The organism is Hafnia alvei (assembly GCF_034424155.1).
Taxonomy (GTDB): domain Bacteria; phylum Pseudomonadota; class Gammaproteobacteria; order Enterobacterales; family Enterobacteriaceae; genus Hafnia; species Hafnia alvei.
Genome location: NZ_CP139992.1, coordinates 3,284,346 through 3,303,665 on the forward strand (window position 1 = coordinate 3,284,346; position 19,320 = coordinate 3,303,665).

At 50.6% G+C, this 19,320-nt stretch carries 15 protein-coding genes; 9 read left to right on the forward strand and 6 right to left on the reverse strand.

The window, feature by feature from the left end; all coding sequences use genetic code 11:
• Positions 1–11: 11 nt before the first annotated feature.
• The 3 genes from U0008_RS15440 to phoB form a co-directional block, all read right to left on the reverse strand.
• Positions 12–962 carry a PstS family phosphate ABC transporter substrate-binding protein gene (locus tag U0008_RS15440; RefSeq protein WP_043494761.1) on the reverse strand — a complete coding sequence of 317 codons (951 nt, stop codon included), beginning with the start codon at positions 960–962 and terminating at the stop codon, positions 12–14.
• Complete coding sequence (gene phoR / locus U0008_RS15445) at positions 962–2,311, reverse strand: phosphate regulon sensor histidine kinase PhoR (protein ID WP_025799781.1); 1,350 nt, start codon at positions 2,309–2,311, stop codon at positions 962–964. Before phoR ends, U0008_RS15440 begins: the two co-directional genes overlap by 1 nt.
• 250 nt (positions 2,312–2,561) lie before the next feature.
• Positions 2,562–3,251, reverse strand: coding sequence for a phosphate response regulator transcription factor PhoB (phoB, locus tag U0008_RS15450; protein WP_004091956.1), 690 nt, complete (start codon positions 3,249–3,251; stop codon positions 2,562–2,564).
• Between the two features lie 229 nt (positions 3,252–3,480).
• Here phoB and sbcD point away from each other — a divergent pair, with 229 nt between their 5' ends.
• The 3 genes from sbcD to U0008_RS15465 all read left to right on the forward strand — a co-directional run bounded on the left by sbcD (position 3,481) and on the right by U0008_RS15465 (position 9,029).
• Positions 3,481–4,755 carry an exonuclease subunit SbcD gene (sbcD, locus tag U0008_RS15455; RefSeq protein WP_043494763.1) on the forward strand — a complete coding sequence of 425 codons (1,275 nt, stop codon included), beginning with the start codon at positions 3,481–3,483 and terminating at the stop codon, positions 4,753–4,755.
• The gene (locus U0008_RS15460; RefSeq protein WP_043494766.1) at positions 4,752–8,444 is read left to right on the forward strand and encodes an AAA family ATPase; all 3,693 of its coding nucleotides are present in this window, start codon (positions 4,752–4,754) and stop codon (positions 8,442–8,444) included. Before sbcD ends, U0008_RS15460 begins: the two co-directional genes overlap by 4 nt.
• A 231-nt stretch (positions 8,445–8,675) precedes the next feature.
• A complete protein-coding gene (locus U0008_RS15465; protein WP_043494768.1) occupies positions 8,676–9,029 on the forward strand; it encodes a helix-turn-helix transcriptional regulator in 354 nt (117 codons plus the stop codon).
• Positions 9,030–9,243: 214 nt separating this feature from the next.
• Here U0008_RS15465 and U0008_RS15470 read toward each other — a convergent pair whose 3' ends face one another.
• Positions 9,244–9,600, reverse strand: coding sequence for a DUF1294 domain-containing protein (locus U0008_RS15470; protein ID WP_043494770.1), 357 nt, complete (start codon positions 9,598–9,600; stop codon positions 9,244–9,246).
• 271 nt (positions 9,601–9,871) lie between these two features.
• Here U0008_RS15470 and U0008_RS15475 point away from each other — a divergent pair, with 271 nt between their 5' ends.
• From U0008_RS15475 to ptsP, 5 genes are all read left to right on the forward strand, one after another.
• The gene (locus U0008_RS15475) at positions 9,872–10,198 is read left to right on the forward strand and encodes a PTS fructose transporter subunit IIB (RefSeq protein WP_040044722.1); all 327 of its coding nucleotides are present in this window, start codon (positions 9,872–9,874) and stop codon (positions 10,196–10,198) included.
• Positions 10,199–10,242: 44 nt separating this feature from the next.
• The gene (locus tag U0008_RS15480; protein WP_025799791.1) at positions 10,243–11,499 is read left to right on the forward strand and encodes a PTS fructose transporter subunit IIC; all 1,257 of its coding nucleotides are present in this window, start codon (positions 10,243–10,245) and stop codon (positions 11,497–11,499) included.
• Positions 11,500–11,582: 83 nt separating this feature from the next.
• Positions 11,583–12,692 (forward strand): aminopeptidase, encoded by a 1,110-nt coding sequence (gene ypdF, locus U0008_RS15485; RefSeq protein WP_043494776.1) that lies wholly within the window; start codon positions 11,583–11,585, stop codon positions 12,690–12,692.
• On the forward strand, positions 12,689–13,732 hold the full coding sequence (gene ypdE / locus U0008_RS15490; RefSeq protein ID WP_043494778.1) for an aminopeptidase: 1,044 nt from the start codon (positions 12,689–12,691) through the stop codon (positions 13,730–13,732). The genes ypdF and ypdE overlap by 4 nt, the downstream gene beginning before the upstream one ends.
• 26 nt (positions 13,733–13,758) lie before the next feature.
• A complete protein-coding gene (gene ptsP / locus U0008_RS15495; RefSeq protein ID WP_043494782.1) occupies positions 13,759–16,254 on the forward strand; it encodes a phosphoenolpyruvate--protein phosphotransferase in 2,496 nt (831 codons plus the stop codon).
• Here ptsP and U0008_RS15500 read toward each other — a convergent pair.
• Both U0008_RS15500 and sbmC read right to left on the reverse strand, forming a co-directional pair.
• A complete protein-coding gene (locus U0008_RS15500; RefSeq protein WP_043494784.1) occupies positions 16,251–17,117 on the reverse strand; it encodes a helix-turn-helix transcriptional regulator in 867 nt (288 codons plus the stop codon). The genes ptsP and U0008_RS15500 overlap by 4 nt on opposite strands.
• A gap of 84 nt (positions 17,118–17,201) precedes the next feature.
• Positions 17,202–17,672 (reverse strand): DNA gyrase inhibitor SbmC, encoded by a 471-nt coding sequence (gene sbmC, locus U0008_RS15505; protein ID WP_043494787.1) that lies wholly within the window; start codon positions 17,670–17,672, stop codon positions 17,202–17,204.
• Positions 17,673–17,928: 256 nt separating this feature from the next.
• On the opposite strand from sbmC, the gene tcuC reads away from it, so the two are divergent.
• Entirely contained in the window at positions 17,929–19,254 is a 1,326-nt protein-coding gene (tcuC, locus tag U0008_RS15510) for an MFS transporter (RefSeq protein ID WP_043494789.1), read from the forward strand.
• Positions 19,255–19,320: the final 66 nt, after the last annotated feature.

A 19,320-nucleotide genomic window follows, 5' to 3' on the forward strand; every position in this document is an offset into this window, starting at 1 on the left:
AGGGGCGAAAATCAAATCCCCAACTCCGCCCTCGCCTGTGCAATATCTACCGCCGATAACGGCATATAACCGTCTTGTGACACCAGTTTTTGGCCCTGAGCCGACAGCACGCTGTCCATAAAGGCGGCGGTTAGCGGTGATAAAGGTTTCCCCGGCGCTTTGTTCACATAGATATACAGATGACGCACTAATGGGTAGCGGCCTTGCACAATATTTTCCGCCGTCGCCTCAATCGCTGGGCCACCAAACTGGCTAATCGCTAACATATGCACGCCGCTGGCACGAAAACCAATGCTGGCATAGCCAATGCTATTAAGAGAACCCGCTACCGCCTGCACGACCGATGCCGAACCTGGCAGCTCGTTGACGCGTGGGCTGAAATCACCGTTACACAACACCTGCTGTTTGAAATAACCATAGGTGCCCGACGCTGAATTACGCCCATAGAGCGAAATCGCTCGCGACTTCCACTCTCCGCCCAAACCCAGCGCTTTCCATTGGGTAATCGGCGTTGAATCACCACAGCGCAGCGTGCTGGAATAGATGCTGTCTAATTGATTAAAACTGATTTCACGCAGCGGATTGTCTTGATGTACCAGTACCACTAAGGCATCTAAAGCCACGGGCACCGCTAGCGGAGGATAACCATAATGTTGCTCGAAAGCCGCGATTTCCGCCGCTTTCATCGGGCGGCTCATCGGGCCTAGCTGAGCAGCGCCCGCAGCCAACGCCGTGGGCGCGCTGGACGAACCCGCCGCCTGAAGTTGCACGTTGACATTAGGGTTACTCTGCGAAAAGTTATTGGCCCATAGCGCCATCAGGTTCACCATCGTATCCGAACCGGCACTGGACAAATTCCCCGACAGCATCGATTGGCCTATGGCCAGCGCGGGTAACGAGATAAAACCACAAACGACGCCAATCAGCGCCGCCTTCCATTGTTTGATTTGACGTCCCTGCATCAGATTTCCTTGCTCGGTAGCCCTTTCTGGCCTTTGTTTTTTTGCGTCATGCTCTCACCTGCCAGTGGCACGATGAGATGCGGCGGCAGTGTAAACACAAAGCGCGTGCCCAAGCCAATTTCACTCATGATGTTGAGCGTAGCTTCATGATGATTCAACGCGTGTTTGACTATGGCAAGCCCCAAACCGCTGCCGCCGGTTTGACGTGAGCGCGCTTTATCGACCCGATAAAAACGCTCCGTTAAACGCCCCAAATGCTCCGCCGCAATACCGGGCCCATTGTCGCTAACTTCAAACTGCGCCCCTTGGGTGGTTTGCTGCCAGCAGACTTCAATTTTGGTGCCGTCCGGCGTGTGGTTCACCGCGTTATATACCAGATTAGAAACCGCGCTACGCAACTGATCGTCGTTGCCGAACACTTTGAGTTTATCGTTGATGCGGAAGGTAATTTCATGGCGACCGTTGCTCAACGACAGCGCCTCACGCTCCAACATGTGCAACATCACCGGCACATCAACAATTTCATTCAAGGCAATCGGGGGAGCCGCTTCGATTTTAGAGAGGGTTAATAGCTGTTTCACCAAGCTGTCCATACGCTTGGTCTGCTCTTGCATGGTCGCAAGCGCCTTTTGCCGCACCGGAGCCGCCATATCGTCATCATTCATCATCTCGAGGTAGCCCTGTAACACGGTCAGCGGCGTGCGCAGTTCGTGGCTGACGTTGGCAAAGAAGTTACGTCGCGTGCCCTCTAACTGCCGCGTTTGCGTCACATCGCGTGCCACCATCAGCAGTTGGCCTTCGGCATACGGCATCACACGAAATTCAACGAAACGGCCATTGTTAAGATGCAGCGTGAGCGGGCGGGAGAAATCTTGCGATTGCAGATAATGCGTGAATTCGGGGTAGCGCAGAAGGTTAAGAATGTGCTGGCCATTATCCTCCGGCCAACGAAAACCGAGCAGGTGTTGCGCCAAGCCGTTACACCAGAAAATATTGCCTTCTTCGGTCGTCATAATCACCGCATCGGGCAAAGACTCTGCGCCGCTGCGAAAACGTTTAATCAGCAGTGCCAGCTCGCGGCGGCGGCGGCGATTACGCTGCTGCATCTGATACAGCCCGTAGAACAACGGCTCCCAGCTTCCTCGCCCCGCGGGTGGCGTCATACTACGATCGACCCATAGCCAGTGCGAAAGGCGCAGCTGGTTATAGAAATGCCAGCCTAAAAGCGCAGACACCGCAGCCAGCAGGAACCACGGCAAATAGCCGATCAGCAGCCCAAGGATCACCGCCGGAATGCAGCAAAACAGCAACTCCAACAGCAGTCTTTTCCACGATAGGCGTTCAAGCACGATGTTGGCTCTTTGTTCTTAACAACATAAACGGATTTAACCGCATAGAAATAGTCGACATAGTGATACCCAAAATCAGTGAGGCCCGACTAAGGGTCCCAATGCATAATCATACCGTTTACTTAAGCTCGATTTTAGGGGGAGTACACCGATGTGGTCGTAGCGGCGCAAGCCGCCTGAGCGACCCGCGGTGTGCTAGACCCGTGTATCCCGATCTTTTAAACAAGCGTCACGGCATATGCATAGCGGGTTAGAAACGCGCCGAAAAACGATACCCCGTCCCACGTACGGTTTGCACCATTTTATCATGCCCGCTCAGCTCCAACGCTTTGCGCAGCCGACGGATATGAACATCCACGGTGCGGTCTTCTACATAAACGTTAGTGCCCCAGACATGATTTAGCAACTGCTCGCGGCTATAAACGCGCTCGGGGTGAGTCATGAAAAAATGCAGCAACTTAAACTCAGTCGGCCCCATATCCAGCGGGGCTTCGTTAGCCATCACGCGATGTGACGTCGGATCGAGACTCAACCCTTGTACTTCAATCACCTCTTCCACCGCCATCGGTGAAATACGGCGCATCACGGCTTTAATTCTGGCCACCAGCTCTTTGGGCGAAAAAGGCTTGGTGATGTAATCATCTGCGCCCACTTCCAAACCGCGCACACGATCTTCCTCTTCGCCGCGAGCGGTCAGCATCATCACAGGAATTTCACGCGTTAACGCCTCGCGCTTCATATGTTTGATGAACTGGATCCCAGAACCGCCCGGCAGCATCCAATCCAGCAGCACTAAATCAGGATAAGGCTCAGAAAGCGAGTTCACCGCGCTGTCATAATCTTCGGCTTCAACCGGTTGGTAGCCGTTTTGCTCTAAAACAAAACACACCATTTCACGAATTGGCGCTTCATCTTCTACTACCAATATGCGTCTGGCCATTGTTAATCCTGCTTAAGTTTGGTTGCGGGCGCCATTATGCGTCAGATTTATGACAGATTTATGAAAAAAAACAATATGCCAAGCATCACTGTAATAAATGGTTTTGTAAACCCAGACTGATTATGGCCTCAGTGCCGGACATGGGTTCACCTCCCTCATAGATTGCGTATAATCGATTTCATTCTCCGTCGTGGCTCACGCTACGCTCAGCAAGGACAGCAGGACTCGCATGCGTCTTATCCATACTTCAGACTGGCATCTTGGTCAGCATTTTTATACCAAAAGCCGTAGCGCTGAACATCAGGCCTTTCTGCGCTGGCTCATTGAACAAGCATCGGCGCATCAGGTCGATGCCATTATTGTGGCGGGTGACGTCTTTGATACCGGTTCGCCGCCGAGCTACGCGCGCGAACTGTATAACCGCTTCGTGGTGGAGTTACAGTCAACGGGTTGCCAATTAGTGGTGTTAGGTGGCAACCATGACTCCGTCGCCACGCTGAATGAATCTCGCGCTTTGCTGGCCTGCTTGAACACACAGGTTATCGCCAGCAGCGCGGGCGATTTACAGCATCAGGTATTGCAGCTCAAACAGCGCGACGGTTCCGTCGGCGCGATTCTGTGCGCGGTGCCTTATCTGCGCCCACGAGATATCCAAACCAGCCTAGCAGGGCAATCTGCCGCAGAAAAACAAAACGCCCTACAGCAGGCTATCGCGGCACATTACCAGTCGTTGTACGATCTGGCCGTTGTCGAACGCGACGCCTTAGGTGGAAACCTGCCGATTATTGCCACCGGACATCTCACCACTATCGGTGCCAGCACGTCTGACTCAGTGCGTGATATCTATATTGGCTCACTCGATGCGTTCCCGGCCTCCGCGTTTCCTCCTGCCGATTACATTGCACTGGGCCATATCCATCGTCCGCAGCGAGTGACCAGCAGCGAGCATATTCGCTACAGTGGCTCGCCGATCCCTCTTAGCTTTGACGAACTGGGCAGTGAGAAAAGTATCTGCTTAGTGGATTTCTCAGGGGCTGCACTGGAAAAAGTGACGCTCTTGCCGGTTCCCCTATTTCAGCCAATGCAGCTCATCAAAGGCAGCATTGAGCAAATCGAGCAACAGCTCGCCGCCTTTAACCCCATCAAGGCGGATCATAGTGAGAGCGAAAAACCGGTCTGGCTAGATATTGAAATCAGCAGCAGCGCCTATTTAAACGATCTGCAACGTCGGATCCAGCAGCAGGCAGAAAGCCTTCCTGTTGAGGTGATTTTACTGCGCCGTAGTAAAGAACAACGCTTAAGCGCCCTCACGCGCCAAGACAAAGAAACGCTGAGCGAGCTGAGCGTTAGCGACGTGTTTGAACGCCGTTTGGCACAGGAAGAAACCGACGATGACGCGCTACTCGCACAGCAATCACGCATTCGAAATCAATTCCATCAGGTGTTGGATGAACTGGTGTTAGCGCAACAGCAAGACGACACTCGCGAGGAGAATGGCGCATGAAAATCCTCAGCCTACGGTTAAAAAATATCAACTCGCTCAAGGGCGAATGGAAGATCGATTTCACCCGTGAAGACTTTGCCAATAACGGCTTATTTGCCATCACCGGCCCAACCGGCGCAGGGAAAACGACGCTGCTCGACGCACTCTGTTTGGCGCTGTATCACCAAACGCCGCGCTTGAAAGTGTCGCCAACGCAAAATGAGCTGATGACACGCGGCACCGCCGAATCGTTGGCCGAAGTTGAATTTGAAGTGAAAGGCGTCGGCTATCGCGCCTTCTGGAGCCAGCGCCGCGCCAATAACAAGCCAGATGGCAATTTACAAACACCAAAGGTAGAGCTTGCACATATTGCCGATGGTGAAATCATCACCGATAAAATCCAAACCAAGCTGCATAAAATTGCCGATATTACCGGTTTAGATTTTGGCCGTTTCACCAAGTCGATGATGCTGTCACAGGGCCAGTTCGCCGCCTTCCTCAACGCCGATCCGGCCGAGCGGGCTGAATTACTGGAAGAACTCACCGGCACCGAAATTTATGGTCAGCTATCCGAGCAAATATTCCAGCGTTTCAAACAGGCAAAAATCGATCTTGATACCCTGCATGAACGCGCCGCAGGCGTAGAGCTGCTCAGCGAAGAAGCGCTTAACCAGCTTTCCGAGCGTTTGTCTGAATTACAACGTGAAGAGCAGCAGCAAACGTCTTTGCGTCAAACGCTGATGACCGATCTCCAGTGGCTGCAAAAAAGCCAAGAGCTCAGCCAAAACCGAGAACAGTGCACTCAGCGCGTTACCGTGGCATCGCAACAATGGCAAACCGCCCAGCCAGAAGTTTTACGCCTTGAACGCAGTGAACCAGCTGAAAAACTGCGTCCTCTATTATTCACGTTACGCCAGACACGCGCTGATTTAGCATCAACAACTCAAAGCCAGCAACAGCGTGAGCAGCAGCGCCAACAGCTGACTTCGCAGCTAGCGTTACTGCAAACTGCGTCATCACAAGCGCTGCATGCCAAACAGCAACACCAGCAGCAACGTACCGCCACGGAAACGCTGATCAACCAACACGTGGTGCCACTTGATTCGCGGCTGACGCAGATCCGCGAAGACCTGTTAGCTCAGCAGCAAAAACTCACGCAAATCAGTGAAGAGAAGCAGAAACAAGAAACTGCGCTGAAGCAAAACCGAGAAAAGTTGCACGCTCAGCAGCAGGAAATCAGCCAGCTTCAGCAACAGTTGGCAGACACGGCTCAACACGCGGAATGGAATAATCACTTAGGCCGTTGGAAAAGCCAGTTCGAGCAATCTGCCGAACACTGCCAAAGCTTAAACGAACTGCGTAAACGCATTGCCGATGCAGAAAAAAACATCGCCACCGAAACCGAAAAACTCACGGTTCTGCAACAGGCAGGCGCCCTGCTCAATCAGCGTTTAGCTCAACAGCAAAAAATCTGCGCCGAAACGGAATTACAGCATCAGCAGTTGGAGCAGAAACACAGTTCAGCGCAGTTAGAAGCACAGCGTGAAAAATTGCACCGCGGGCAACCTGCACGCCAAATTTTGATACAAATCAGTCCACTGTTCGAAAAATCCTCACTGCGACAGAAACAACTGCACGCGCAAATTACGCAACGCACGCAGGAACTGCTCGCGCTGGAACAGCTTTTAGCCGCCAAACGCTTAGCCTATAAAGAGAAACGTCAGCATCTGAACGATCTGGAAAAGCAGATCGACCTACAACGTCGAGTGATCGGGCTAGAGCAAGAGCGCGCGCGTTTAGTGGCTGGCGATCCCTGCCCGCTCTGCGGATCGCGGGAGCATCCGGCGGTTAAAACCTACCAAACACCGGCGCTTTCAGACACCGAGCAGCGCCGCGATGCGCTACGCATTGAAGTTGAAAACCTCAGTCGCGAAGGCAGCGAGCTGGGGGAGCGCCACAAGCTGATGCTGCAAACCCAAAATCAGCAACAGCAAGAAATCCAAGCCGTTGAAGCTGAAGTCATGCAGTATCAGCAGCGCTGGGCTCAGGCCACAGCGGCGCTCGAACTGAGCTTAGCGATTGATGACCGTGAGGGGCTAGAAAGCTATCTCAACGAAATCAATCAGCAAGAAGAAATGCTGCAAAACACGCTGCGCCAGCGAGAGATGTTGAGCAAGAACTGGCAGCAGGCGAAAGATGCGCTGAACAGCATTCAGCAAGAAGCGAACCAAACGCTACAGCAAATCAGCCTGTTGGAATTGAGCACTCAAACACAGAGCAAACAGCTCAACGATTGGCACGAGGACTACGGTAAACAGTTAGCGCAGCAGCAGCAACGTGACATCGCCCTTACCGATGAACTGCATAAACTGCAGTTAACTGCGCCTGTCTCTGGAAACGAAGCCGAATGGCTGGAACAGCGCAGCAACGAGTTTACGCTCTGGCAGCAGCGCCAAAACCACAGCCAAAAACTGGCGCTAGAAAACACGCGCCTGATGGCGGAAGAGCACAGCCTAAGCCAAACCTGTACCGCACTGGAAACACAGTGGCAAACACAGCATCAGCTTTGTTCTGAGCTTGAAACCCGCCTGAAACAGATGCAGGCCGAACGCCAAAGCCTTCTCGATGGACGCAGCGTAGACGAGGTACGTCGTTCATTAATTGAAGCTGAACAGCAGGTTGAAAACCAACTTCAGCAAGCGCAACAGGCTGAAAACCAGATACGACAGCAGCTCGATAAACTGGGCGGTGAGCTCGAAAGCGCTCAGCAACAGCGCCTGTTGTTGGAACAACGGCTCAGTCAGCAGCAAACTGAATTCGAGCAGGCCCTCGCCAACAGCCAATTTACTGATGAAAACACGCTGATTGCCGCGCTGTTAGACGAAAATGAACTCAAACGGCTGATTGCGCTGCGAGAGCAATGCAAAAACCGACTCTCGCAGGCACACGCCTTCTTGCAGCAGGCTGAAAGCGAATTCGCCCAGTGGATGACGCAACGCCCTGAAAACCTTGATATCAATGCCACGCTAGAAAATCTCAATCAACAACTGGCTACGCTAGCTGAGCAGCTACGCGAAAACAGCGTGCAACAGGGGCAAATTCAGCAACAGATCCGCAGCGACGCCGAGCGAAAACAGGGGCAGCAAAGCCTATTTGCGCGTATTGAACAGAGCAGGCAAGAGTATGAAGACTGGAGCTATCTCAACCAGCTGATTGGCTCGAGCAGCGGCGATAAATTCAGAAAGTTTGCGCAGGGTTTAACATTGGATCATCTGGTCTATTTGGCTAACCAACAGCTTGCCCGCCTGCATGGTCGCTATTTGCTGCAACGCAAAACCAGCGACGCGCTGGAGCTAGAAGTGGTCGATACATGGCAAGCCGATGCGGTACGCGATACGCGCACCTTATCCGGTGGCGAAAGCTTCTTGGTGAGTTTGGCGCTGGCGCTGGCACTATCCGATCTGGTCAGCCATAAAACCAGCATTGATTCTCTGTTCCTTGACGAAGGTTTTGGCACGCTGGACGCAGAAACCCTTGATACCGCGCTTGATGCCCTCGATACGCTCAACGCAACCGGTAAAATGATTGGCGTCATCAGCCACGTTGAAGCCATGAAAGAACGCATACCGGTACAGATAAAAGTGAAGAAGGTCAATGGGCTAGGGATCAGTCGTTTGGAAGCGCAGTATGCGGTAGGGAGTGGCGAATAACGCACTCCCTAATCCTTGTTTTTTATCCACTCCGCTTTTGCGAGAGGGTGAAGTTCTAATGAACAGCCCCCCTCTCGGAGTGTTAGTCGGAGCGGTATCTCATTCCCGCTCGTTCAATTTTTCTAAACGCATGGTTATCAATAAGTTGATTATTTTAACGGTTTCGCATTGGTACAATCCTTTAGGTCTTTTAGGTGGAGCAACTTAAATTGAGCCAATTGGGATTAGAATATGAAAAGAGAAAAATGTGTTATCCAAAGTTTTCCTGCTGTAATAGATTGGATTAATGAAAATATCCACCAGGGAATTAATGCTGCCGATGTGATAAGAATATCGGGATATTCACGTTCTTATTTTTTACGCGAATTTCAATTACACCACGGCGTTAGCGTTTCATCCTTCATCAAAACGACACGGTTAAAAGCATCTGCACAAAAGCTTATATCTACTGAGTTAAAAATTTTCGAAGTTGCACAGGAAATGGGATTTCCCAGCCAGAGTACTTTCTGTCAGATATTTAAAGGCTATTTTAATATGTCGCCAACAGAATTCCGCTATCGTTCAATGCGGCCGACAATGCTATAAAAGGTAATGCAATGAAAGATAATGCAATGAAATAAGCTATCACCATTGTTCTGGCATAAGTTTTTATATTTTTACGCCAAGGTAAACCATGTTTAAAAACTTATTAGCATTGCTAAATATGAAAGAAGATTTTTATCATAACTAAAGAATAGGAAAGGGATAACGTTTACTAGAGCAAAACACCAATCGTTATCCCCCATTGGATAGGAGTTTTCTACCACTGAACGCCTATCCCATACTGATAAACCCAGTACATCGCCCCGATCGTGACAGCTAAATTCACGATCACCGTGATAATAAAATAGGTTTTAAACGGTTGTTTTTGCGTCTTATGGCGGAAAATTTGCTGACCTAAAATTGCGCCTACCCAGCCGCCGATCAGGCCAAAGAATAACAATGTTATCTCAGGGACTCGCTGCCACGATTTCACGGCGGCTAATTTATCAATGCCATAAATAATCAGCGTTAGCGCATTGAGCAACAGGCACCACATCACAAAGGGATGCAGAGAAAACAGACTACCAATGGCTGCCAGTGCGAGGAACAGATAACAAAAACGATTAAGATTCATGCAATAAACCGATTGAAAAGAATTAAGAAACCGTGCGTATAGTGGCCCTCGACGCAGCATGATGCAATGTTATCACCTCTGAAAAAATGCGTTAACGTAATGCGAGAGAGCTCACACTTCATTATCAGTGCTACAAATATCCAGTAAATGCATTCTTTGTCCCATAACATCCCCTCATTTTTAAACGCCATACTCCTTTCATGATTTCACGCTACGTATAGCAGCAAGCAACGTAGTGCAATTGGTTTCCCTTCCTGACTCAGAGGTCGTTATGGCTAAAAAATTTATCGCTGTTTGTGCATGTCCAATGGGGTTAGCTCATACGTTTATGGCCGCTCAGGCGCTTGAAGATGCCGCAAAAGCGGCTGGTTATGACCAGATTAAAATTGAGACTCAGGGTGCAGACGGCATCGAAAATCGCTTAACCGCACAGGATATCGCGGAGGCCGACATCATTATTCATTCGGTTGCCATCACGCCTGAAGATAACGAACGCTTTGAAAGCCGCGACGTATATGAAATCACTCTGCAAGACGCCATTAAAAATGCGGATGGGATCCTGCGTGAAATTGAAGAGATGATTCAATCCGAACAATAAGAAACGCGGTTGTTTTTCAATCAATTCATCAGGGAGATATACCTATGGCTATTAAGAAAAGGAGCGCAGTGAACCCTTCGTCTGGCGGCGAAGCAACGCTGACTAAAAATCCCAATGCGATGCCAGCGGCAAAACCCAGTATGTGGGGCGATCTACCACAGCATGTGATGTCTGGTATTTCACGCATGGTGCCGACGCTTATCATGGGCGGCGTCATCTTGGCCTTCTCACAGCTTATTGCCTATGCGTGGCTGAAAGTGCCTCCTGAGATGGGCATTATGGAGGCCATCAACACCGGGAAATACGTTGGTTTCAATCTCTCCTTGATGAAGTTTGCTTATTTGTCGCAGTCGTTTGGTGGAATTCTATTTAGCTTCGCCATCCCAATGTTTGCCGCATTTGTCGCCAACTCGATCGGAGGAAAGCTGGCGTTCCCTGCGGGGTTTATTGGCGGATTAATCGCAACTCAGCCAACCCCTGAATTAACATGGGATTTAAGCAAGCTACAGTGGGTCACCAACTCACCGGTTCCTTCAACGTTTATTGGCGCACTCATCATCGCCATTGCCGCCGGTTATTTAGTGAAATGGATGAATGCCAAAATCCAATTACCTGCTTATTTGCTGGCATTTAAAACCACCTTCTTATTACCTATTCTGTCGGCCGTTTTTGTCATGCTGGCCATGTATTACGTTATTACGCCGTTTGGCGGTTGGGTGAATGCCGGTATTCGCGTCATGTTACAGGCGGCGGGAGATAAAGGCGTGCTGATGTATGCCGTGGGGATTTCCGCCACCACCGCTATTGACCTCGGCGGGCCAATTAATAAAGCGGCAGGTTTTATCGCTTTTAGCTTCACCAGCGATCACGTTCTGCCTATCACCGCACGCGCTATTGCGATTGTGATCCCTCCTATCGGTTTAGGGTTGGCAACGCTCATTGACCATCGCCTCACTGGCCGCCGCTTATTTAGCAGCCAACTGTATCCTCAGGGAAAAACAGCGATGTTCCTCGCCTTTATGGGGATTAGTGAAGGTGCCATTCCATTCCTGCTCGAAAGCCCGCTAGCCTCTATTCCGGCCTACATGACGGGCGCTATCGTCGGCTCAACCACCGCCGTCGCATTAGGCGCCGTGCAATGGTTCCCTGAATCAGCGATATGGGCGTGGCCTTTAGTCACCAATTTAGGGGCTTATATGTTTGGCATTGCGTTAGGTGCCGTCGTGACTGCACTGATTACCGTATTTATTCGCAATATCCTGTTCAAAAAAGGCAAATTGCACATTGAGGTGATGTCTTAACTGATAACGGTGCTGCCTCCGCCACAAACGGTGGCAGCAAGTATGACCCGCCGGTCTTATCATGATATTTAAGCGAGTGTCTCATGTATAAATCGCCCTCTTCAGCGCTCACCGCCTGTCAAATATGGCTAGCCAAGCGCAACTTAGACGCCGTTATTATTAACGCCAAGCAGAATAAATTTGGCCATACAGGATTACTTAGCGCCTCGGGACACCTCTTTATCACCCGCACCAGCCAGCATATTTTGGTCGACTCTCGTTATTATCATGAGCTATCCGCAAAGGCAGATAGCTATCAGTTGCACATGACAGACACACAGCTCCCTGCTTCGGCCATCATCAATCAAATCATTGCACAGGAAAAACTCGCTTGCGTTGGGTTTGAAGCCGAGCATCTGAGCTACAGCCAAAGTCTGTCTCTCATCGAAAAAATTAACGCTGAGATGAGCCCCATTTGTCTCGATGAACTGCGCCAAATAAAAACGCCATCCGAGATCGATACCATCAAATCGGCATGTTTAATTGCCGACTGCGCCTGTGCGCACATTCGCCAATATATTCGCCCCGGCATGACGGAACATCAGATCGCCAACGAGCTTGAGTGGTTCATGAAAAACGAAGGTGCGGAGAAGACGTCATTCGATACCATCGTTGCCAGCGGAGTACGCGGAGCCATGCCTCATGCCAAAGCCTCACAGAAAGCCGTTGAGGCCGGAGAGTTCATTACGCTCGATTTCGGTGCTCAATATCAGGGGTATTGTTCAGACATGACCCGCACTTTTTTAGTTGAGGGTAACGGCGATAACTCGCCACAAGAGCACCCGCTTTATGCCATTTATCAGGTGGTGTTGCAGGCTCAACTCGCTGCCATCGCCGCTATTCGGCCGGGCGTACGCTGTTGTGATATCGACAGCGTGGCGCGTTCTATCATTTCAGCCGCAGGCTATGGCGATTTATTTGGCCACAATACCGGCCATGCCATTGGTATTGATGTGCATGAAAACCCGCGTTTTTCCCCGACAGACACCACCGTGCTACAGGCTGGTATGCTGCTGACCGTGGAGCCAGGCATTTACCTGCCCGAACTGGGCGGCGTGCGCATTGAAGACGTGGTATTGGTCACCGAAAACGGCTGCGAAGTTTTATACCAAATGCCCAAACAATTGCTGACCACCGGCGAGGATATCCAATGAATATCGATCTCTTGCGGGCCCTCTGCGAGGCCGATGCCATCGCCTCTTCCGAACAGGAGGTTCGCGATATTCTTCTACAGCACGCAAACCTCTGCGGCAAAGAGATTTCTTTTGATGGGCTAGGCTCAACGCTGATTCAGCTCAACCAGTCCTCAGGGCCTAAGATTATGATTTGCGCCCATATGGATGAAGTAGGTTTTATGGTGCGTAGCATCACTCGCGAAGGTGCCGTTGAGGTTATCCCCATTGGTAACGTGCGCATGTTAGCCCGTTTCATGCAGCCTGTGCGCATTACCACGCAGCACGGCAAGAAAATCCACGGGTTGCTGGACGCTGAGCTGCACGGCGCTGAAGCGCGTAATTTGTGCGTAGATATTGGTGCCACCTCGGCGGAAGAAGTGAATCAGTGCGGAGTTCGCATTGGCGATCGCGTTACCTACGCCAGCGACTTTAAAGTTCTCTCTCCGGAATCGCGCATCATGGGAAAAGCCTTTGATGACAGACTCGGCTGTTTCTTGCTGATTGAATTAATGTACGCCCTGCGCAGCGTTGAATTAGATGCCGAAATTTGGCTAGTTGCCTCTTCCAGCGAAGAGGTGGGGATGCGCGGGGGTAAAACCGCAGCACACATGATTCAACCTGATTTGGCCTTAATCCTCGATACCGCATGTTGGTCAAAAAACTTTGATTACGGAGCCGCTAATCATCGGCAGATTGGGCAAGGGCCGATGCTGGTGATGTATGACAAAACGCTCATTCCCTCCCCTCGCCTGCTGAACTTTATTCAAGACACCGCGCAACAACATTCCATTCCATTGCAGACCGATATGTTCAGCAACGGCGGTACCGATGGCGGCAGCGTACACCTTTGCGGAAACGGTATTCCAACTGCGGTACTGGGCGCGCCAACGCGGCACGGCCATTGCGCCGCATCAATTGCGGATTTGCGGGATATCGAACAGACCAAGCAGCTTCTCGTTGCCGTCATCCAGCAACTGAATGCCGACACACTCCATCATCTAACGGACTTTTCGCAGTAGCGCGAGTTTAGAAAAGGATTCATGCCATGCTAAAGATAGAATTTCTCTGCCCTCTGCCAAACGGCCTACATGCCCGCCCCGCCTATGAACTTAAAGGCCAGTGCGGTCTGTTTGACAGTGAGATTATCTTTATTAACCAGCGCTCCAATCACCGCGCCGACGCGAAAAGTTCCCTCGCGCTTATTAGCACAGGGACATTGTTCAACGACGCTTGCCTACTCGAAATCCACGGGCACGATGAGGAAAAAGCCTACCGCGCATTAGACACCTACATTAAACAGAGCCTTGCCGACAGCGACAGTGAAATTGAACCGCTGCCCGTAGCCACCACGCGCCCTATTCCACGATCGCTTTCTCGCTTTCAGCCTAGTCTGATCCACGGCTGTGGGCTATCCAGCGGCATCGGACATGGCGCGCTGTTGATCTACCGCCACGCTAATATCGACATCTATAAATCACAACCGGCCAACGTGCAGGACCCACTCCTGCTTGAACATAGCCTGATTGCGCTTGCCGAACGGCTTAACCACCAGCTGACCAGCCTAAAAGGGCAAAGCAAAACTATTATTAATGCCCATCTCTCGCTGATTCAGGACAAAGAATTTAGCCAAAATATTTTGCGTCATCTGAACCAGAGAAAGTGCAGTCTGGCGACCGCAGCCATTGAAAGCATGGAAGAGGTGTGTGGCAAATTAGCCATGTCAGCAAGCGAATATCTGCGCGAGCGCGTGCAAGACATCAGAGATATTACCGCGCAGCTGCTGCAAGTTGCCTATCCCAACGTTAATTTGGGCGCTCCTCTGGTTTTGCATAAACCGACGATTATTGCCGCCGAAGATATCACGCCGAGTCAATTTTTAAGCTTAGACAAACAGCTTCTGGCAGGGATGGTGTTAACGCAAACCGGACGCACCTCGCATACGCTCATTTTAGCGCGCTCATTAGGTATCCCCGTGCTTTCGGGGATCGAACTCTCGGCCTTACAGCACTTGGATGATAAAACCGTCTTTATCGATGCGCAGACCGGTATTCTGGTTATTGCACCCAACGAAGACGTCAGTGGCTATTTCTCCGTAGCACTAGGGCTGGAACAACAAAACCGTGCGCGTCAGCTGAATATGGCAGATCTTCCCGCGGTCACGCAGGATGGGCGCTGCATTGAAATAGGTGCCAACATCGGTACCGCGCAAGAAGCCCCCGCCGCGTTTAGCCAAGGCGCGGAAGGCATTGGCCTATTTCGCACCGAAATGCTGTTTATGGATCGCGACAAAGCGCCCGATGAACAAGAACAGTTTGAAGCCTATCAGCAGGTGCTGATGAATGCTGGCAACCATCCCGTGATTTTTCGCACCATGGATATCGGCGGCGACAAAAAAATCAGCTATCTGAATATCCCTCAAGAAGAAAATCCGTTTCTTGGCTATCGCGCGGTGCGCATTTATCCCGAGTTTACCGAGCTATTTACCCTTCAGCTACGCGCCATACTTCGTGCCGCAACCACGGGGTATGCGCGTTTAATGATCCCAATGGTACACACGCTCGATGAAATTCTGTGGGTGAAGCAGCAAATTGCCTCGGCGCAGCGTTCGCTGAAAGCAGAAGGTTTACGATATGCCGAAACCCTAGAGCTCGGCATTATGGTTGAAGTGCCCTCGGTGTGCTTTATCATCGACCACTTCTGCGATGAGGTGGATTTCTTTAGCATCGGTTCCAACGATATGACGCAATATCTGTATGCTGTCGATCGCAATAACCAGCGCGTTGCGCACCTTTATAATCCGATTACCCCTTCGTTTCTGCGTATGCTGCGCCAGATTATCGACGTTGCGCATCGACGTGAACGCTGGGTGGGGCTGTGCGGTGAACTCGGAGGCGAGCCTCGCTATTTGCCTCTGCTCATTGGTCTAGGTTTAGACGAGCTGAGCATGAGCGGCGCTCGCATTCCGGCCATTAAAGAATTGGCGAGAAAACTGACTGCCGAAGAGTGCGTTACGCTGGCCAATCGCGCCTGTGAGTGTAAATCGGCTAACGATATTGAAGCGTTACTGGATACGCAGGCGATTCCCGCTGAACAGAAACCGTTGCTGGCGCTAGAGAATATTATCGTTCCCGCTCACCTAACGAATAAAGAGCAGGTGATTCAATATCTGTGCGGCAACTTAGCTATTCAAGATCGTACCGATCACCCTACCGAGCTAGAAGAGGATGTCTGGCAGCGTGAGGATATTGTCACCACCGGTGTCGGCTTTGGCTTTGCGATCCCGCACACCAAATCGACTCATATTAAGCACTCCAGTATCAGCATTGCTCGGCTCGAAAAGGTTATTGATTGGCAATCCGAAATGGGGGAAGTCGATTTCGTTATTATGTTGACCCTCGGCGCACAAGACAGCGTTAGCCACGTCAAAGTCTTTTCCCAGCTCGCGCGTAAATTGGTGAAGAAAGAGTTTCGTGAAGCGATGCGTTCAGCGCCGGATGCTGAGGCCATTCTCTCATTGCTACAAAGCGAATTAACCTTTTAACTCGATAAGAAACGCTCTCGGTATTCCGAGGGCGTTACCTCAAACTGCCGCTTAAACAAGCGGCAAAAATAGCTCGCGTCGCTATAACCACAGCGCTGGGCAACTTCATTCACGTTCAAATGGTATTTTTGCAAGATCATCTTGGCTTTACCCAACCGCACCCAATGCAGATAATCAATAAAGCTCATACTTCCCTCTTGCTGAAAAATACGAGACAGATGATTAGCGCTGATATTGAACATAGCGGCGGTATTTTCGCGGGTTAGCGCATTGGAAAAATTATCCTGAACGTAGATACAGATGCTTTTATATAAAAAAGCCCCACGCTGCATTTTATTTGCCAGCGGTAAGGCCAGTTGATGGCGGCAAACATGCAGCAAACTCAGCACTAAATAACGCCCAATATCGGGATCTGCCGTTCTTGCCGCCAACGCGTTTAGCGCCTGTAAAATATGCTCGATCTCTTCGGCATTTTGTTGGGTTATTTCCAGCGTTTTTAAACGATGAAAACCCGCCGTCGCAGCGCGTTTATCAAAGAAATGAAACCCAATGTACGACGGCGCAAACAGCACGCTGAGTAATAACACATCCTTGTCCCACGTCGGCTGACTGCTCACAAATGCAGGAATATACAGCGCATCGCCGTGAGCCAACGAGATGCTCGTACCCACAGGCTTTTCTGCCGTATAGCTGCCACGTAAAACAATCTCAAGGCGCGGGAATTTAACACCAAGGCCATTTCCTGACGCATGGCCTTGGTTATCATGCGAACGCTGAGCAAAATAAGTGTGTTTAAGCTGCTGAGGATTCAAAACCAGCCCGCTTAATAACTCGGTGAAAAACGGATGATCCGTTAGCGACATATCACTTCACACATGCACATCATCCCGTATTCCCTCACCCATATTTCCCCAGTCGTCACGAGGTAAATATACCACGCCCTCTACTTACGCTTTCTGAACAGGCACACACATTTCAAAATCCCAGATGCCGCTTTCGGTGCCATCGTTGTGGTATTTTTCAAAACACGGCGCATTAATGGGCACATAGCCGCTTCGCGGCAGGACTTCGTTGAAAAACTCCATCCACGGGCGGCCAAAATCACCGTCCTCAACGTGCGCCTGCGCCACCGCATATAAGCCGCCTTTCAAGGTGTCAATGCGAACCCCTTCGCTATTGGCAGGTAACACAAAATCAGCCTCGACGGTTATCGCGGTATCAACGCGCATCTCTTCCGGTGGAACTTCTTCTGGATTGTCGTAATAGATCGCAATCCAGTCACCGTTTTCACCCAACTTATTATTGTCAATCCATTGATATAGTTTCTGAAAACCGACACCCACATTTTGGTCTAACGGCCCAACCATGCGAATACCGGCGAAAATGCGCTCGGCGCGCTGTTCTACAATCATTTCCATTGTAACGCCCTCTCTCATTGCCAAGTGAAATACTGTATCCATAAACAGTATTGTCAAAATAAACCAAATTGCCAACTGCGGATTTTCACTTCTGTGATTCGCGCCGCGTTACCGAGTTTGATGAAAAAATAAGCAACTTATTTTACAGATCGTTACATTGGTTTTTATGCACAAAAAAGAAACACCTACCAACATCACACTTTCAGTTGTCATTAACTTGTAAAAAAAATACAAATAAAAACATAGGAAGTAACACATGACTTCATCTGCCTCAAAGCCCTCTCAGGCTAACGCCCGAACCGTGTTCCGCGTCACAAGCGGTAACTTTCTCGAGATGTATGATTTTATGGTGTTTGGCTATTATGCCAGCGCGATAGCCGAAACCTTTTTCCCCACTCAAAGCCCTTTTGCCTCTCTCATGCTGACGCTGATGACGTTCGGCGCTGGCTTCTTAATGCGGCCATTAGGCGCGATTGTGCTGGGTGCCTATATTGACCATCACGGTCGCCGCCGAGGTTTACTGATTACCTTGGGCCTGATGGCGCTGGGAACATTAACCATCGCCTGCACGCCGTCGTACCACAGTATTGGCATGGCGGCGCCGCTGCTGATTCTGGCCGGTCGCCTGCTACAAGGGTTTTCAGCCGGTGTGGAACTGGGTGGTGTGTCAGTCTATCTTTCGGAGATAGCCCCAAAAGATCGCAAAGGGTTTTACGTTAGCTGGCAATCCGGCAGCCAACAAATTGCCGTTATCTTTGCGGCGCTGCTGGGCGTGGGATTAAATCAGTATCTTGGCAAGAGCGTGATGACGGATTGGGGTTGGCGCATTCCGTTTATCGTGGGTTGTCTGATTGTGCCTTTCTTGTTTTATATCCGCCGTATGTTGGAAGAAACTGAGGCGTTTAACCAACGCAAACATCGTCCAAGCATGAGCGAAATTACCCGTTCGGTTGCCAGTAACTGGCAGTTGGTTCTGGTGGGTATGTTTATGGTGGTGACCACCACGGTGTCGTTCTATCTCATCACGGCGTTCACGCCAACCTATGGCAAAACGGTGTTGCAGTTTACCGCTCAGCAAAGCTTTTTGGTCACGCTGTTAGTGGGGATTTCAAACCTATTCTGGCTACCGGTGATGGGTTCTCTGTCAGACAAAGTCGGCCGCCGGCCACTGTTGTTACTGTTTAGCGTGCTGATGTTGCTAACGTCTTATCCATCCTTGAACTGGCTGGTAGCGCATCCCAGCTTTGCGCATTTGATTGAGGTGGAACTGTGGCTGTCGTTTATGTATGCCAGCTATAACGGTGCGATGGTGGTATGCCTAACCGAAATCATGCCAGCAGAAGTGCGCGCTTCGGGCTTTTCCATGGCTTATAGCTTGGCAACGGCGATTTTTGGTGGATTTACACCGGCCATCTCCAGCTATCTGATCCACGCCACCGGTGATAAAGCGATGCCGGGGATGTGGCTTTCGGCTGCCGCGGCCTGTGGCTTAATCGCCGCGCTGGCGCTACCGGCAATCCAACGTTTGAATAGCAATCGAGCCGGCACGGTGCCTAGCGGCAGCGCGGTAGAGCCAAAGTAAGTTTCTCGCACCAAAAATGAATCTTCCCGACTTTTTCATCAAGAGAAAGTCGGGATTTTTTTGGCC